At 60.3% G+C, this 14,290-nt stretch carries 14 protein-coding genes; 8 read left to right on the top strand and 6 right to left on the bottom strand.

Going from position 1 to position 14,290, the window contains the following annotated elements; genetic code table 11:
- Nucleotides 1–169: 169 nt before the first annotated feature.
- The gene (uvrA, locus tag SERRSCBI_RS21250) at nt 170–2,998 is read right to left on the bottom strand and encodes an excinuclease ABC subunit UvrA (protein ID WP_033644422.1); all 2,829 of its coding nucleotides are present in this window, start codon (nt 2,996–2,998) and stop codon (nt 170–172) included.
- Nucleotides 2,999–3,275: 277 nt separating this feature from the next.
- On the opposite strand from uvrA, the gene ssb1 reads away from it, so the two are divergent.
- Nucleotides 3,276–3,806 (top strand): single-stranded DNA-binding protein SSB1, encoded by a 531-nt coding sequence (gene ssb1 / locus SERRSCBI_RS21245; RefSeq protein ID WP_042785458.1) that lies wholly within the window; start codon nt 3,276–3,278, stop codon nt 3,804–3,806.
- Nucleotides 3,807–3,891: 85 nt separating this feature from the next.
- Here ssb1 and SERRSCBI_RS21240 read toward each other — a convergent pair whose 3' ends face one another.
- From SERRSCBI_RS21240 to SERRSCBI_RS21225, 4 genes are all read right to left on the bottom strand, one after another.
- Nucleotides 3,892–4,848, bottom strand: a complete 957-nt coding sequence (locus SERRSCBI_RS21240) for a cyclase family protein (protein ID WP_033651224.1) — start codon at nt 4,846–4,848, stop codon at nt 3,892–3,894.
- A 225-nt stretch (nt 4,849–5,073) separates the two neighbouring features.
- Nucleotides 5,074–5,286: a DUF1471 domain-containing protein gene (locus SERRSCBI_RS21235; protein ID WP_033644427.1), complete on the bottom strand. Its 213-nt coding sequence runs from the start codon at nt 5,284–5,286 to the stop codon at nt 5,074–5,076.
- Between the two features lie 263 nt (nt 5,287–5,549).
- Nucleotides 5,550–6,299: a 3-oxoacyl-ACP reductase family protein gene (locus SERRSCBI_RS21230; protein WP_042785457.1), complete on the bottom strand. Its 750-nt coding sequence runs from the start codon at nt 6,297–6,299 to the stop codon at nt 5,550–5,552.
- 150 nt (nt 6,300–6,449) lie between these two features.
- On the bottom strand, nt 6,450–6,710 hold the full coding sequence (locus tag SERRSCBI_RS21225; RefSeq protein ID WP_042785456.1) for a YdgH/BhsA/McbA-like domain containing protein: 261 nt from the start codon (nt 6,708–6,710) through the stop codon (nt 6,450–6,452).
- Nucleotides 6,711–6,906: 196 nt separating this feature from the next.
- On the opposite strand from SERRSCBI_RS21225, the gene SERRSCBI_RS21220 reads away from it, so the two are divergent.
- The 5 genes from SERRSCBI_RS21220 (at nt 6,907) to SERRSCBI_RS21200 (ending at nt 12,012) form a co-directional block, all read left to right on the top strand.
- Nucleotides 6,907–7,350, top strand: a complete 444-nt coding sequence (locus tag SERRSCBI_RS21220; protein ID WP_033644432.1) for a lipocalin-like domain-containing protein — start codon at nt 6,907–6,909, stop codon at nt 7,348–7,350.
- Nucleotides 7,347–8,015 (top strand): glutathione S-transferase family protein, encoded by a 669-nt coding sequence (locus SERRSCBI_RS21215; protein WP_042785455.1) that lies wholly within the window; start codon nt 7,347–7,349, stop codon nt 8,013–8,015. The genes SERRSCBI_RS21220 and SERRSCBI_RS21215 overlap by 4 nt, the downstream gene beginning before the upstream one ends.
- A gap of 47 nt (nt 8,016–8,062) precedes the next feature.
- Entirely contained in the window at nt 8,063–8,470 is a 408-nt protein-coding gene (locus SERRSCBI_RS21210) for a VOC family protein (protein ID WP_015379207.1), read from the top strand.
- 333 nt (nt 8,471–8,803) lie between these two features.
- Nucleotides 8,804–10,165, top strand: a complete 1,362-nt coding sequence (locus tag SERRSCBI_RS21205) for an NCS2 family permease (RefSeq protein WP_042785454.1) — start codon at nt 8,804–8,806, stop codon at nt 10,163–10,165.
- A 197-nt stretch (nt 10,166–10,362) separates the two neighbouring features.
- Nucleotides 10,363–12,012, top strand: a complete 1,650-nt coding sequence (locus SERRSCBI_RS21200) for a Na+/H+ antiporter (RefSeq protein ID WP_004936822.1) — start codon at nt 10,363–10,365, stop codon at nt 12,010–12,012.
- A gap of 76 nt (nt 12,013–12,088) precedes the next feature.
- Here the strand turns inward: SERRSCBI_RS21200 and SERRSCBI_RS21195 are convergent, their stop codons facing one another.
- The gene (locus SERRSCBI_RS21195; RefSeq protein ID WP_033651228.1) at nt 12,089–12,976 is read right to left on the bottom strand and encodes a LysR family transcriptional regulator; all 888 of its coding nucleotides are present in this window, start codon (nt 12,974–12,976) and stop codon (nt 12,089–12,091) included.
- Nucleotides 12,977–13,115: 139 nt separating this feature from the next.
- Here SERRSCBI_RS21195 and SERRSCBI_RS21190 point away from each other — a divergent pair, with 139 nt between their 5' ends.
- The gene (locus SERRSCBI_RS21190; protein ID WP_004936830.1) at nt 13,116–13,538 is read left to right on the top strand and encodes a CidA/LrgA family protein; all 423 of its coding nucleotides are present in this window, start codon (nt 13,116–13,118) and stop codon (nt 13,536–13,538) included.
- A complete protein-coding gene (locus SERRSCBI_RS21185) occupies nt 13,531–14,220 on the top strand; it encodes an LrgB family protein (protein ID WP_004936833.1) in 690 nt (229 codons plus the stop codon). Before SERRSCBI_RS21190 ends, SERRSCBI_RS21185 begins: the two co-directional genes overlap by 8 nt.
- The last annotated feature ends 70 nt before the right edge of the window (nt 14,221–14,290 follow it).

Genomic DNA, 14,290 nt, shown 5'->3' with positions numbered 1-14,290 from the left:
CAAAAGCCAAACAAATGGCATGATGGGGCGAGTTTATTATTGGCTGGGTTCAAAGCGCCTGTTTTTAAAGGAATGATGCAGCGAAGGGTATTTAATGTTTCTCGCAGAGGGATAGGTTGATTGCTCAACGAGGCGGAATAGGGCGCCTCGTTGAGCGTATCATCCGCCGTTATTTTTCCAACAGCGGTTTCAGGAAGCGCGCGGTGTGCGATTTTTCACACTCGGCGACCGTTTCCGGCGTGCCGGCGACCAGGATCTCGCCGCCGCCGCTGCCGCCTTCCGGCCCCAGATCGACGATCCAGTCGGCGGTTTTGATCACGTCCAGGTTATGCTCGATGACCACGATGGTATTGCCCTGATCGCGCAGCTGATGCAGCACCGCCAACAGCTGTTGGATATCGGCGAAGTGCAGACCGGTGGTCGGCTCGTCGAGAATATACAGCGTCTGGCCGGTGCCGCGTTTCGACAGCTCGCGCGCCAGCTTGACGCGCTGCGCCTCACCGCCGGAGAGCGTGGTGGCCGACTGGCCGAGGCGGATGTAGGACAGGCCGACATCCATCAGGGTTTGCAGCTTGCGCGCCAGCGCCGGCACCGCGTCGAAGAAATCGCGCGCTTCTTCGATGGTCATCTCCAGCACTTCGTGGATGCTCTTGCCTTTGTACTTCACTTCCAGCGTTTCGCGATTATAGCGTTTGCCTTTGCACTGGTCGCACGGGACGTAGATGTCCGGCAGGAAGTGCATCTCGACCTTGATCACCCCGTCGCCCTGGCAGGCTTCACAGCGCCCGCCCTTGACGTTGAAGCTGAAGCGGCCCGGCGTATAGCCGCGGCTGCGCGACTCCGGCACGCCGGCGAACAGCTCGCGCACCGGGGTGAAGATGCCGGTGTAAGTGGCCGGGTTGGAGCGCGGCGTGCGGCCGATCGGGCTCTGATCGATATCGATCACCTTGTCGAAATGTTCCAGGCCGGTCACTTCGCGGAATGGCGCGGGCTCGGCGATGGTGGCGCCGTTAAGCTGGCGCTGGGCGATCGGGAACAGCGTATCGTTGATCAGCGTCGACTTGCCGGAGCCGGACACGCCGGTGATGCAGGTAAACAGACCGACCGGCAGCGTCAGCGTCACGTCCTTCAGGTTGTTGCCGCGCGCGCCGCTCAGCTTCAGCACCTTGGTCGGATCGGCCTGCACGCGCTGCGCCGGGATGGCGATCTCGCGTTTGCCGCTGAGGAACTGGCCGGTCAGCGATTCCGGCTGCGCCATGATGTCATCGACGGTGCCTTCCGCCACCACCTGGCCGCCGTGCACGCCGGCGCCGGGGCCGATGTCGATCACGTGGTCGGCGGCGCGGATGGCGTCTTCGTCATGCTCCACCACGATCACCGTGTTGCCGAGGTTGCGCAGGTGGATCAGCGTTTCCAGCAGGCGCTCGTTGTCGCGCTGGTGCAGGCCGATCGACGGCTCATCCAGCACGTACATCACGCCCACCAAACCGGCGCCGATCTGGCTGGCCAAGCGGATACGCTGCGCTTCGCCGCCGGAGAGCGTTTCCGCCGAACGGGACAGCGACAGGTAGTTCAGGCCGACGTTCACCAGGAACTTCAGGCGATCGCCGATCTCTTTCAGCACTTTCTCGGCGATCTTGGCGCGCTGGCCGCTGAGCTTCATGTTCTGGAAGAACGTCATCGCATGGCCGATGCTCAGATCGGAGATCTCCGGCAGCGTGGTGTCTTCGACGAACACATTGCGCGCTTCTTCACGCAGGCGGGTGCCGTGGCACGAGGCGCAAGGGCGGTTGCTGATGAACTTCGCCAGCTCTTCGCGCACCGCGCTGGATTCGGTCTCTTTATAGCGGCGCTCCATGTTGTGCAACACGCCTTCGAACGGGTGGCGGCGCACGGTGGTGTCACCGCGATCGTTGATGTATTTGAATTCGATCGACTCTTTGCCGGAGCCGCTCAGCACCGCCTTCTGCACGTTGGCGCTCAAGGTGTTGAACGGCGCTTCGACGTCGAACTCATAGTGCTCCGCCAGCGAGCGCAGCATCTGGAAGTAATAGAAGTTGCGGCGATCCCAGCCGCGGATTGCGCCGCCGGCCAGCGACAGCTCGGGGTTTTGCACCACGCGATCCGGATCGAAGAACTGTTGCACGCCCAGGCCGTCGCAGGTCGGGCAGGCGCCGGCCGGGTTGTTGAAGGAAAACAGGCGCGGTTCCAGTTCGCGCATGCTGTAGCCGCAGATCGGGCAGGCGAAGTTGGCGGAGAACAGCAGCTCGTCCGCTTTTTCGTCGTCCATGTCCGCCACCACCGCGGTGCCGCCCGAGAGCTCCAGCGCGGTTTCGAACGATTCGGCCAGGCGCTGCGCCATGTCGTCGCGCACCTTGAAACGGTCGACCACCACTTCGATGGTGTGTTTTTTCTGCAGCTCCAGCTTCGGCGGATCGGACAGATCGCACACTTCACCGTCGATGCGCGCGCGGATATAGCCCTGAGCGGCCAGGTTTTCCAGCGTTTTGGTGTGTTCGCCCTTGCGATCTTTCACCACTGGCGCCAGCAGCATCAGGCGCTTGCCTTCCGGCTGGCTCAGCACGTTGTCGACCATCTGGCTGACGGTTTGCGCCGCCAGCGGCACATGGTGATCCGGGCAGCGCGGCTCGCCGACGCGGGCGAACAGCAGACGCAGGTAGTCGTGGATCTCGGTGATGGTGCCGACCGTGGATCGCGGGTTGTGCGAGGTGGATTTCTGCTCGATGGAGATCGCCGGCGACAGACCTTCAATATGGTCGACGTCCGGTTTTTCCATCAGCGACAGGAACTGGCGCGCATAGGCGGAGAGTGATTCGACATAGCGCCGCTGCCCTTCGGCATACAGCGTATCGAAAGCTAGCGAAGACTTGCCGGAACCGGACAGGCCGGTGACGACGATCAGTTTGTCACGCGGGATGATCAGGTTGATGTTTTTCAGATTATGGGTTCGAGCACCACGAACTTCGATATTGTCCATTTACACTTCCCGTCTTGATGATACACCGCGCCTGTCGCGATTTTTGCGGGGGATTTTGTGATGGATCTCGCAAAAAACCGGCACAGCCAGGTCGAAACGCATAATTATGACACAAAAAAACCTGAATGGATATCCAGTATGCGAATGCAATAAGGTCGATTGGAAAGACAATTCTGGAATGCAATTCGCACTTATCAACACGGGTGTGGTTTCGTACTCAGCGTGGTAAACTGACGCGTTTATACTGTGTAGAAATCAATCATCGGGAGAAGTGCTCATGGCCAGCAGAGGCGTAAACAAAGTAATTCTGGTCGGGAATCTGGGTCAGGATCCAGAAGTCCGTTACATGCCGAACGGCGGCGCAGTGGCCAACATTACCCTGGCGACCTCCGAAAGCTGGCGTGACAAAGCGACCGGCGAACAGAAAGAGAAGACCGAGTGGCACCGCGTCGTGCTGTTCGGCAAACTGGCTGAAGTGGCGGGCGAATACCTGCGCAAAGGCTCTCAGGTCTATATCGAAGGCTCCCTGCAGACCCGTAAATGGCAGGATCAGAGCGGCCAGGATCGCTACACCACCGAGATCGTGGTTAACGTCGGCGGCACCATGCAGATGCTGGGCGGCCGTCAGGGCGGCGGCGCACCGGCCGGTCAATCTGCCGGCGGCCAGGGCGGTTGGGGCCAGCCTCAACAGCCACAGGGCGGCAACCAGTTCAGCGGCAGCCAGCAGCAGTCTCGTCCGGCGCAGAACAGCGCTCCGGCGACCAGCAACGAACCGCCAATGGATTTCGACGACGATATTCCGTTCTAAGCCTGGTAACAGCGCTAAAAAAACCCCGCTCAGGCGGGGTTTTTTGTGTTCGTTAGCCGCTGATTTTCTGCGGCGGTGTTGCCAATCAGTAAATTGCTACCGGGTTGATGTTGACCTGGGTTGAACCGACATACAGCGGTTGCCCCAGTACGAACAGGAATTCCCAGGTTTTCGTGCGCACCAGTGGGCGGCTGTCGATCAGTTCCAGGTTATAGACGCCGCGTTTGGCCAGCAGGTATTGGTTGACCGGGAACTCTTCGTCATTTTTCGGGTTAGGGTATACTTCGGAAGCCCAGGTATCACCGCCGAAGGCCACGATGCCTTGGTCAGCCAACCATTTCGCCGCTTCCATGCCGATACCCGGTTCAACTTCCAGGAACTTTTTATTGTCTTTGCCAATCAGCTCCAGCCAGCCGGTGTTGAACAAGACAACGTCGCCTTTGCGTAAACTGATGCCCTGCTTTTTAAGCACCGCTTGAATATCCGCAACGGAAAATTCGGTGCCGCCCGGAACGATCGCTTTATTATAATAAGCCGTCATATCGAGTACGACGCCACGTGTGACCATGGGCGGCACTTTTTCCACGCCCAATTTTTTCACGCCATCTACGGTGACGAAATCCGCCGCCTTATTGCCGTTATAATAAACATTGTCGATGCCGATATGGCCAATGCCATTCAACTGAGTGCCGACGCCGGTCCAGGCATTCACCAATTCATCATTAAAGGTGAATTTATTTGGGCCAAGCGTTTTACCGTCCTGCTGACCAGGCTGAATATTATATAAGCGGAAGCTGCGGTGGCGGAACGCCGGGAAATCTTTATCGACGGGCACCGCCAATGACAATGTCTTGCCTTGTTTTACCAACTGCACGGACTGTAATACCCCTTCTGGCGTGAGCAGGTTGGCGGCGCCGATTTCGTCTTTTGCACCGTAAACGGAAGGATACCAGTCTGACGGCTGAGCGGCGGACTCTGCGGCGTGTGCAGGCACTGTGGCAAGCAAAGGCAGCAAGAGGGAGAGGCGATACAATGATTTCATCAGTGACTCATCCTTATAAAAACGTATTGCAGGGTGAATGAAAATGAGCCGTCCGGACATGGCGACATCAGGCCGCCGAATAATAACCGGTGGAGAAAGAAGCTCATTTTTGGGTGCGCGGGGTGTATTAGCGTAATGCCTTATAACAAGGCGTGGTGAATAACCACCCGACGATGACTTCCTTATGCGGAAATAAATAACGCCGGGCGAGCGGCGTCATTGATATTATTTTTTCAGCTCAGCACTCATGGTGACGAAATTACCCATATAGGCGCTGGTGATTTTGTAGCCGCTTGCGCCGGCCTCTTGCGCTTTTTTAGCGATGAGGGCTTCGGTGGAATCCAGCGTACTGCCGGTTGCGGTAACGCTCTCTGCTGCAGCGTTAAACGACAGCGTGGAAAACAGAGCGAGTGAAATAACGGTGGTCATGGTTTTCATATCTTTATCCTGTGTTCGACAATTCGAAAAATAAGGGTGTCCGGTACGACACGATGGAGCGAAGGATAAAGGGGGCAGTGAGGTGAATAAATAACAGAATCGTCAATAAACTATTCCGTTTTTGTACATAAACTGATTCGATTGTTGTCTTTCACGCGGGATTGGCGGCGTAAAGCGTGGGCAGGGGAAACAAGCGTGCATCGACGTCGTCAGGCTTGCATACTGCGGCAAGCCAATAAAAAGCCCCTCGCGGGGCTTGGATGTTACGCCGAGAAGCCGCCGTCGATGCTCAGGCTGGCGCCGGTGATATAACCCGCCTGCGGGCCCGCCAGGTAGGCGACAAAACCGGCGATCTCTTCATCTTTGCCGTAGCGGCCGATCGCCATCAACTGCTTGAGCTGATCGGCGAACTCGCCGGCGTCCGGGTTCATTTCGGTGTCCACCGGGCCGGGCTGCACGTTATTGACGGTGATGCCGCGTGGGCCGAGATCGCGCGCCATACCCTTGGTCAACCCGACCAGCGCCGATTTGCTCATCGCATACACCGCCGCGCCGCCGAACGGCACGCGCTCGGCGTTGGTGCTGCCGATGTGGATGATACGGCCGCCGTCGTTCATGTGGCGCACTGCCTCCTGGCTGGCGACGAATACGCTGCGCACGTTGACCGCCAGCATGCGATCCAGGTCGTCCAGCGCCAGTTCCTCGGTGCCGCCCAATGTAAATACCCCGGCGTTGTTCACCAGAATATCCAGGTTGCCGAAGTGGCTCACCGCCTGGCGAACCGCCTGCTGCAGCGCCGCTGCATCGGCGCTGTCGGCCTTGATGGCGAGGGCTTTGCCGCCGGCGGCGGTCACGGCGCTCGCCACCGCTTCGGCGCGATCGGCCGAGGCGGCGTAGGTAAAGGCGACGGCGGCGCCTTCGTTCGCCAACCGTTTCACGATGGCGGCGCCGATGCCGCGGGAGCCGCCCTGAACGAATGCGACTTTGCCTTGCAGAGGTTGTGCTGTCGTCATGCTATTTCTCCAAAGTGGGTGAGGGTATTGCGCTGTCATTCAGTATGGGTGAAATGAATGGCGATCACTGTCCACAAAGAGCTCTGGCCGCCTGAAACGAGAAAAGCCCCTTGCGGGGCTTCTTTCTTCCGTCGGTTGGCTGTTCGACGATCAGTTGAAGATTTCTGCGGTGCCGTACAGTTTGTTTTGGCCGCCGGCGGCGACGATGCGGTAGGAACTGGCGCCCGACGCGGCGGCCTTGCTGGCCAGTTCGCTTTCCAGCGCGCTCAGGTTGGCGGCGCCGCTCACGGTGACTACGCCGATTTTCTGCGCGTCTGCGGCTGGCTGGCTGGTTGGCAGGTCAGCGGCGAAGGTCGCGAAAGAAGCGGTAGCCAGCAGTGCAGCGGTAGCAAAAATTTTGACGTTTTTCATGATGTGTTCCTCAGAGTATTTATTAGGTGAGAGCGCGTTGTCTCTCGATGTGTTAAATACTAGTGCACCGGGTGTGAATAAAAAAATCGGAGAGTTTTGAGTATCTCTGTCAAATAAATTGATGGTTTTTCGGCCGTTGGCGTGCGGCAAAAATTGCCACTACCCTTTACAGACGATCCTTAATCGGAGAAGCGTCATGACGGTAAACGCGTTTATCGGCAGTTGGGCGTTGGTGTCGTCGGCGTTCAAAAACCAGAACGGCGAGCTGAATTACCCGCTGGGCGAGCAGGTGTTGGGGCGCATCCACTATGAGGCCAACGGCACGATGGCGGCGCAGCTATACAGCGCCGTGCGGCCGCGTTTCGTCGCCGACGATTTGGCGCAGGGATCCGAGCGGGAGATCCATGCCGCCTTCATCAATATGATTTGCTATTTCGGCCGTTATCAGGTGGAAGAAAGCGAGCAACGGGTGGTGCATCAGGTTGAAGGCTGCTCGTTCCCCAATTGGATAGGCAGCCGTCAGGTGCGCTTTTACGCCTTTAACGCCGATCGGCTGACGTTGCGCACGGTGCCGCTGCAGCTCGGCAACGGCGTGCAGATCGGCGAACTGGTGTGGCAGCGGACAGGAGCGTCATCATGATCATTGTTCATCATCTCAATCACTCGCGGTCGCAGCGCATTCTGTGGTTTTTGGAAGAGCTGGGCGTGCCCTATCAGGTGCAACGTTACGAGCGCGATCCGCACACTCTGCTGGCGCCGCCGGCGCTGAAAAAGATCCATCCGCTGGGCAAATCGCCGGTGATCGTCGATGGCGATCTGACGCTGGCGGAATCCGGCGCCATTGTCGAATACTTGCAGGAAGCCTACGACGCACAGGGCATGTTTATGCCGACGGACTTCCACGCGCGCCAGCAATACCGCTACTGGTTGCACTACGCTGAGGGATCGCTGATGCCGCTGTTGGTGATGAAGCTGGTGTTCAGCCGTCTCGGCCAGCCGCCGATCCCCTGGCTGCTGCGGCCGGTGGCGGGCGCGATCGGCAAGGGCGTACAGCGCGAATACCTCGACAAACAGATCGCGCCGCACTGCGAGTATCTCGAACAGCACCTGAACAAGGGCAGCTGGTTCGTCGGCAACGATTTCAGCGCGGCGGACATACAGATGAGCTTTCCGCTCGAGGCGATGGCGGCGCGCGGCGCGTTGGACAATTGCCCGAAACTGCGCGGCTTCCTGCAGCGCATCCACGCCCGGCCCGCTTACCAGCGGGCGCTGGAACAGGGCGGCCCTTACGACCTGCTGAGTTAAGCGGATGGGCTATACTCGATGGGGTCATTCTTCATCGGAGGTAGCCCATGGCTACGCAAATCTTCGTAAATCTGCCCGTACGCGATCTGCCCGCCTCTATGGCGTTTTTCACCCAGCTCGGCTTCAGTTTCAACCCGCAATTTACCGACGATACCGCCGCCTGCATGGTGGTCAGCGACACGATTTACGTGATGCTGCTGACTCACGACAAATTCAGGATGTTTACCCCGAACCCGATCGGCGACGCCAAACAGGCCACCGAAGTGTTGGTGTGCCTGTCGCAACCCAGCCGGGCGGCGGTGGACGAACTGGTGCGCAAGGCGATCGCCGGCGGCGGCAATACCTATCATCCGCCGCGGGACTATGGCGTGATGTACGGCCACGGATTTCAGGACCTGGACGGCCATATCTGGGAATTGATGTATATGGATCCCGCAGCGGTGCAGGCGCAATAAGATCGCCGTGAAACAGGCTGGCAGGGGCGCCGGATCGCCCCGTCTTTTCGCGCAGAAGCCCTTCCCGCCGCTTTCTGCATAAATTGCCGCGATCTTTAGTTGATTAGACGCTAGGGAAGGCAGGATAATCGTTTGCCTTGAATAAACCACCATAAATCACCCGTACCGCGCGCTGCGAGTTAAACGTTTGCCTTGGTGCGCATCGCCGTTGGCGGTGCGACGGAAGGGCAAGGAAGCGGAACGTGACGTAAACGATTACGTGGCGATCAGGCGCGGGCGAGATTACAGGCCTGCTGCGACGGGCCGATTCATGAAACACAGGGGAAGTAACCTATGTCGAACTCTCAAGCGAACCACGCCGCAAAACCAACCGGCGGGCTTGATGGCTATTTTAAAATTTCCGCGCGCGGCAGCAGCGTGCGTCAGGAGGTGGTGGCGGGGCTGACCACCTTCCTGGCGATGGTGTACTCGGTGATCGTGGTGCCGAGCATGCTGGGCAAAGCGGGCTTCCCGCCGGCGGCGGTGTTCGTTTCCACCTGTCTGGTGGCCGGTCTGGGCTCGCTGCTGATGGGGCTGTGGGCTAACCTGCCGATGGCCATCGGCTGTGCGATCTCGTTGACCGCCTTTACCGCTTTCAGCCTGGTGCTCGGCCAACATATCAGCATTCCGGTGGCGCTGGGCGCGGTGTTCCTGATGGGCGTGCTGTTTACCGTCATCTCGGTCACCGGCATCCGCGCCTGGATCCTGCGCAACCTGCCGATGGGCGTGGCGCACGGCACCGGCATCGGCATCGGGCTGTTCCTGCTGCTGATCGCCGCCAACGGCGTCGGCCTGGTGGTGAAGAACCCGCTGGATGGCTTGCCGGTGGCGCTCGGCGCGTTCACCTCTTTCCCGGTCGTCATGACGCTGGTCGGCCTGGCGGTGATCTTCGGCCTGGAGAAACTGCGCGTGCCCGGCGGCATTCTGCTGGTGATCATCGTCATTTCCATCATCGGCCTGATCTTCGACCCGGCGGTGAAATATCAGGGGCTGTTCGCCATGCCGAGCCTGGCGGACGCTGACGGCAAATCGTTGATCTTCAGCCTGGATATCATGGGCGCATTGCAGCCGGTGGTGTTGCCGAGCGTGCTGGCGCTGGTGATGACCGCGGTGTTCGACGCCACCGGCACCATCCGCGCGGTAGCCGGGCAGGCCAACCTGCTGGACAAAGACGGCCAGATCATCAACGGCGGCAAGGCGCTGACCTCGGATTCCCTGAGCAGCATCTTCTCCGGGCTGGTGGGCGCCGCGCCCGCCGCGGTCTACATCGAGTCCGCCGCCGGCACCGCCGCGGGCGGCAAGACCGGCCTGACCGCCACCGTGGTCGGCGTTCTGTTCCTGCTGATCCTGTTCCTGTCGCCGCTGGCCTATCTGGTGCCGGTCTACGCCACCGCGCCGGCGCTGATGTACGTCGGCCTGTTGATGCTGAGCAACGTCACCAAGCTGGACTTCAACGACTTCGTCGACGCGATGGCCGGCCTGCTGTGCGCCGTGTTCATCGTGCTGACCTGCAACATCGTCACCGGCATCATGCTGGGCTTCAGCTCGCTGGTCATCGGCCGCATCTTCTCCGGCGAATGGCGCAAGCTGAACATCGGCACCGTGCTGATCGCCGTGGCGCTGGTGGCGTTCTACGCCGGCGGCTGGGCGATTTAAGCCTCTTGGGTTTCCCTCGCCCATCGGGCGGGGGAGCCTGTGACGGCAATTCCCTTCTTAAGATAAGTCTTCTTCTGCTCTGCACCGCGTTTTGAAAGGCACAACAAGCTTTAACGGCTGTAAAAAAAGTGATCTACTATCGGGACCAACGCAGGCCCTGAGCCGATGTCGTCTGAATCGTAGAGTCTAAGGAAAGCATGGAAATCTTTTTTACAATCCTCATTTTGATCCTGGTGGTCTCCCTGTCCGGGGTGGTGACGCGCATGTTGCCGTTCCAGGTGCCGCTGCCGCTGATGCAAATCGCCATCGGGGCCCTGTTGGCCTGGCCGCATTTCGGGCTGCACGTCGATTTTGATCCCGAACTGTTCCTGGTGCTGTTCATCCCGCCGCTGCTGTTCGCCGACGGCTGGAAAACGCCGACGCGCGAGTTCCTGCATCACGGGCGTGAAATTCTCGGCCTGGCGCTGGTGCTGGTGCTGATCACCGTGGTCGGCGTCGGTTATCTGATCTACGCCATGGTGCCGGGCATTCCGCTGGTGGCGGCCTTCGCGCTGGCGGCGGTGCTGTCGCCGACCGATGCCGTGGCGCTGTCCGGCATCGTCGGCAAAGGGCGGATTCCCAAGCCGATCATGGGCGTGCTCGAGGGCGAGGCGCTGATGAATGACGCGTCTGGCCTGGTGTCGCTCAAGTTCGCCATCGCGGTGGCGATGGGCACGATGGTGTTCACCGTGGGCGGCGCGACCCTTGAATTCCTCAAAGTGGCGATCGGCGGCCTGTTGGCCGGCGTGGCGGTCACCTGGACTTACAGTAAATCGCTGCGGGTGATGAGCCGCTGGAGCGGCGACGATCCGGCGACCCAGATCGTGTTCCTGCTGCTGCTGCCGTTCGCGTCCTACCTGATCGCCGAACATATCGGCGTTTCCGGCATCCTGGCGGCGGTGGCGGCGGGGATGACCATCAGCCAATCCGGCGTGATCCGCAACGCGCCGCTGGCGATGCGCCTGCGCGCCAACAGCGTGTGGGCGATGCTGGAATTCGTGTTCAACGGCATGGTGTTCATCATGCTGGGCCTGCAGCTGCCGGGCATTCTTGAAACCTCCATCCTGCAGGCGGAACTGGATCCGACCATCCAGACCTGGTATCTGTTCGCCGACGTGGCCACCATCTACGCCGCGCTGCTGGTGCTGCGTTTCACCTGGCTGTGGGTGATGAAGAAGGCCAGCAACCGCTTTATGAAAAAGCGTCCGCTGCAGTTCGGCGATTACAGCACGCGTGAGCTGTGGGTGGCGTCGTTCGCCGGGGTGCGCGGGGCGATTACCCTGGCCGGCGTGCTGTCGATACCGCTGTTGCTGAGCGACGGCACCGCCTTCCCGGCGCGCTATCAGCTGGTGTTTATCGCCGCCGGGGTGATCCTGCTGTCGTTGATTGTCGGCGTGCTGGCGTTGCCGCTGCTGTTGCGCGGCGTGCAGGTGACCGACAAGAGCGCCAGCAAGCAGGAAGAGCGCATGGCGATCGCCATGGCGGCCGAGGTGGCGATCGAGAGCGTGAATAAAATGGAAGAGCGCCTGGTCGCCGATACCGAAGAGAACCTCGATCCGCAGGTGTTGAAAGAGGTCAGCTCGCGGGTGACGGGCATGCTGCGGCGGCGTATCGCGTCGAAAGACGATATCGAGAATGCGCTGGCGATGGAAAACCTCGAGCGGCGTTTCCGCCTGACGGCGCTGCGCGCCGAGCGCGGCGAGCTGTACCACCTGCGCGCCACGCAGAAAATCAGCAACGAGACGCTGCAAAAACTGCTGCACGATCTCGATTTGCTCGAAGCGCTGTTGATCGAGCGCGAGGGGTAAACGCAGAGGGAGGAATAAACGTTTTTCCTCGTTATCCCCATCCTGAAGGGCCGCCTGTGCGGCCCTTGTTTTTTGGCTACTTGACCGGCGGCCAGTAGTCGCGGCAGCAGGCGATCCAGGCCTGCGCGCTGTGCGACAAATAGCTGCCCTGGCGCCAGATCAGGCCGATTTTCCATTCCATGCGCGGTTCCAGCGGCAGCCAGACCAGGTTTTCCTTATCCAGCCAGCGGCAAACCGGCTCCGGCAGCATGGCGATGCCCACGCCGGCCTGCACCATCGAGGCGAGGAAGTCCCATTGGCCGCTGCGCACCGCGATTTGCGGTTCAAAACCGGCCAGGCGAAACGCCTTCATCAGCATCTTGTACAGCGCAAAGTCTTCGTTATAAATCAGGATCGGGCTGTCGGCCAATTCGGCGATATTGATGCTGGTGCGGTTGAGCCACTGCGGCGTGCGCGGCGCCACCACGCACATCGGGTGGCCCAGCAGCGGCAGAAAGGTCAGCGGCTGCTCCGAGTCGAAGGGCAACACCGTCATCGCCAGATCCAGTTCGCCGGACATCACCGCCTGTTCGACCGACAGCCCGCCCAGCTCGGAAATTTTTAATTCGATGCCGGGGTAGGTCTGACGAAAGCGGCGGATCAGATCGGCGATCTGCCTGCCGACCATCGGCGGAATGCCCAGCCGTAACACGCCCTTTTTCACCGAGCTGATGTCTTCCAGCTCCGCCTCCAACTGGCGGAATTCGTCGAGGATCGTCAGGCCGCGCTGATACACCGCCTGGCCGCTGTCGGTCAGGCGCAGCTTGCGGCCTTCGCGGATCAGCAGCGTGCATTCCAGCTCCTCCTCCAGATGCCGCAGCATTTTGCTGATGGTGGGCTGGGTGACGAACAGTTTTTCCGCCGCGCGGGTGAAGCTTTGCTGGCGCACCACTTCAACGAAGTAGCGCAGGGTGCGGACATCCACGTTAGGGTTCTCCTTGGGGACGCTACCGGCGGGAAACTATTCCCGGACGGCATGATGTCGATAATTTTAATTCATTTCAGGCGTGGTTTCCCGGCTGCGTATACTGTAGGCCGTCAATTATTGTTTGAGGTCATCTTTCATGTCTCTGGCGTTACGCCGCGTTGCCCCCTCCCTGCTGACCCGTTTGCAGGTGCCGATTCAGGTGGCGTTGTATGCGGCGCTGTTCCTGATCGCCGATCGCCTGGTGCAACAATTCCACCTGCCGCTCCCCGCCAATATCGTCGGCATGCTGATGCTGCTGGCGCTGATCCTGCTGCGCATTCTGCCGCTCAGCTGGGTCAAGGCCGGTTCCCGCTGGCTGCTGGCGGAAATGCTGCTGTTTTTCGTGCCGGCGGTGGTGGCGGTGGTCAACTATGCCCAGCTGCTGATGGTCGAGGGCTGGAAGATCTTTCTGGTGATCGCAGTCAGCACCATGCTGACGCTGGGCGCCACCGGGCTGGTGGTGGACAGGGTGTATCGGCTGGAGATTTGGCTGCAGCGGCGGAAGCAGCGCCATGAATGATTTTATCCTTAGCCTGGCCTGTTTTCTGGCGACGCTGGCGCTGTATTTCGCCAACAAGAAACTCTATCGCCGCCGCCGCACGTTGCTGCTGATGCCGCTGGTGCTGACGCCGATGATTCTGGTGCTGCTGCTGGTGGTCACCCATATCTCCTATCAGGACTACATCGGTGAAACCCACTGGCTGCTGTGGCTGCTGGGGCCGGCGACCATCGCCTTCGCGGTGCCGGTGTACGAGAATCTGCATATCATCCGTCGCCACTGGCTGTCGCTGACCGCCGGGGTAACGACCGCGGTGCTGGTGGCGGTGTACAGCTCGGTGTGGCTGGCGCGCCTGTTGACGCTGCCGGAAGAGGTGCAGCGCAGCCTGGCGGTGCGGTCGATCACCACGCCGTTCGCGCTGGAGGCCGCCAAACAGATGGGCGGGCAGCCGGATCTGGTGGCGCTGTTCGTGGTGATCACCGGGGTGTTCGGCATGGCGGTGGGGGATATTTTGTTTTTGCGGCTGGCGGTGCGCAGCCGTCTGGCGAAGGGCGCCGGATTTGGCGCCTCGTCGCACGGCGCCGGCACTGCCCGCGCCTATGAGCTGGGGCCGCAGGAGGGCGTGGTGTCGAGTTTGGTGATGATGCTGGCCGGCATCATCACGGTCGTGGCCGCGCCATTGATCGGCCGGCTGATGTGGTAAGACCTCTTGGGGCGGGCTCTGCCGCCCCATTGACATTGTCTGCGGTTGGGAACGGTGCCGTTGATTTGCG

Source organism: Serratia sp. SCBI (assembly GCF_000747565.1).
Classification (GTDB): Bacteria; Pseudomonadota; Gammaproteobacteria; order Enterobacterales; family Enterobacteriaceae; genus Serratia; species Serratia ureilytica.
Note: the sequence above shows the minus strand (reverse complement) of the source record. Positions and strands in the feature narration are given on the sequence as shown.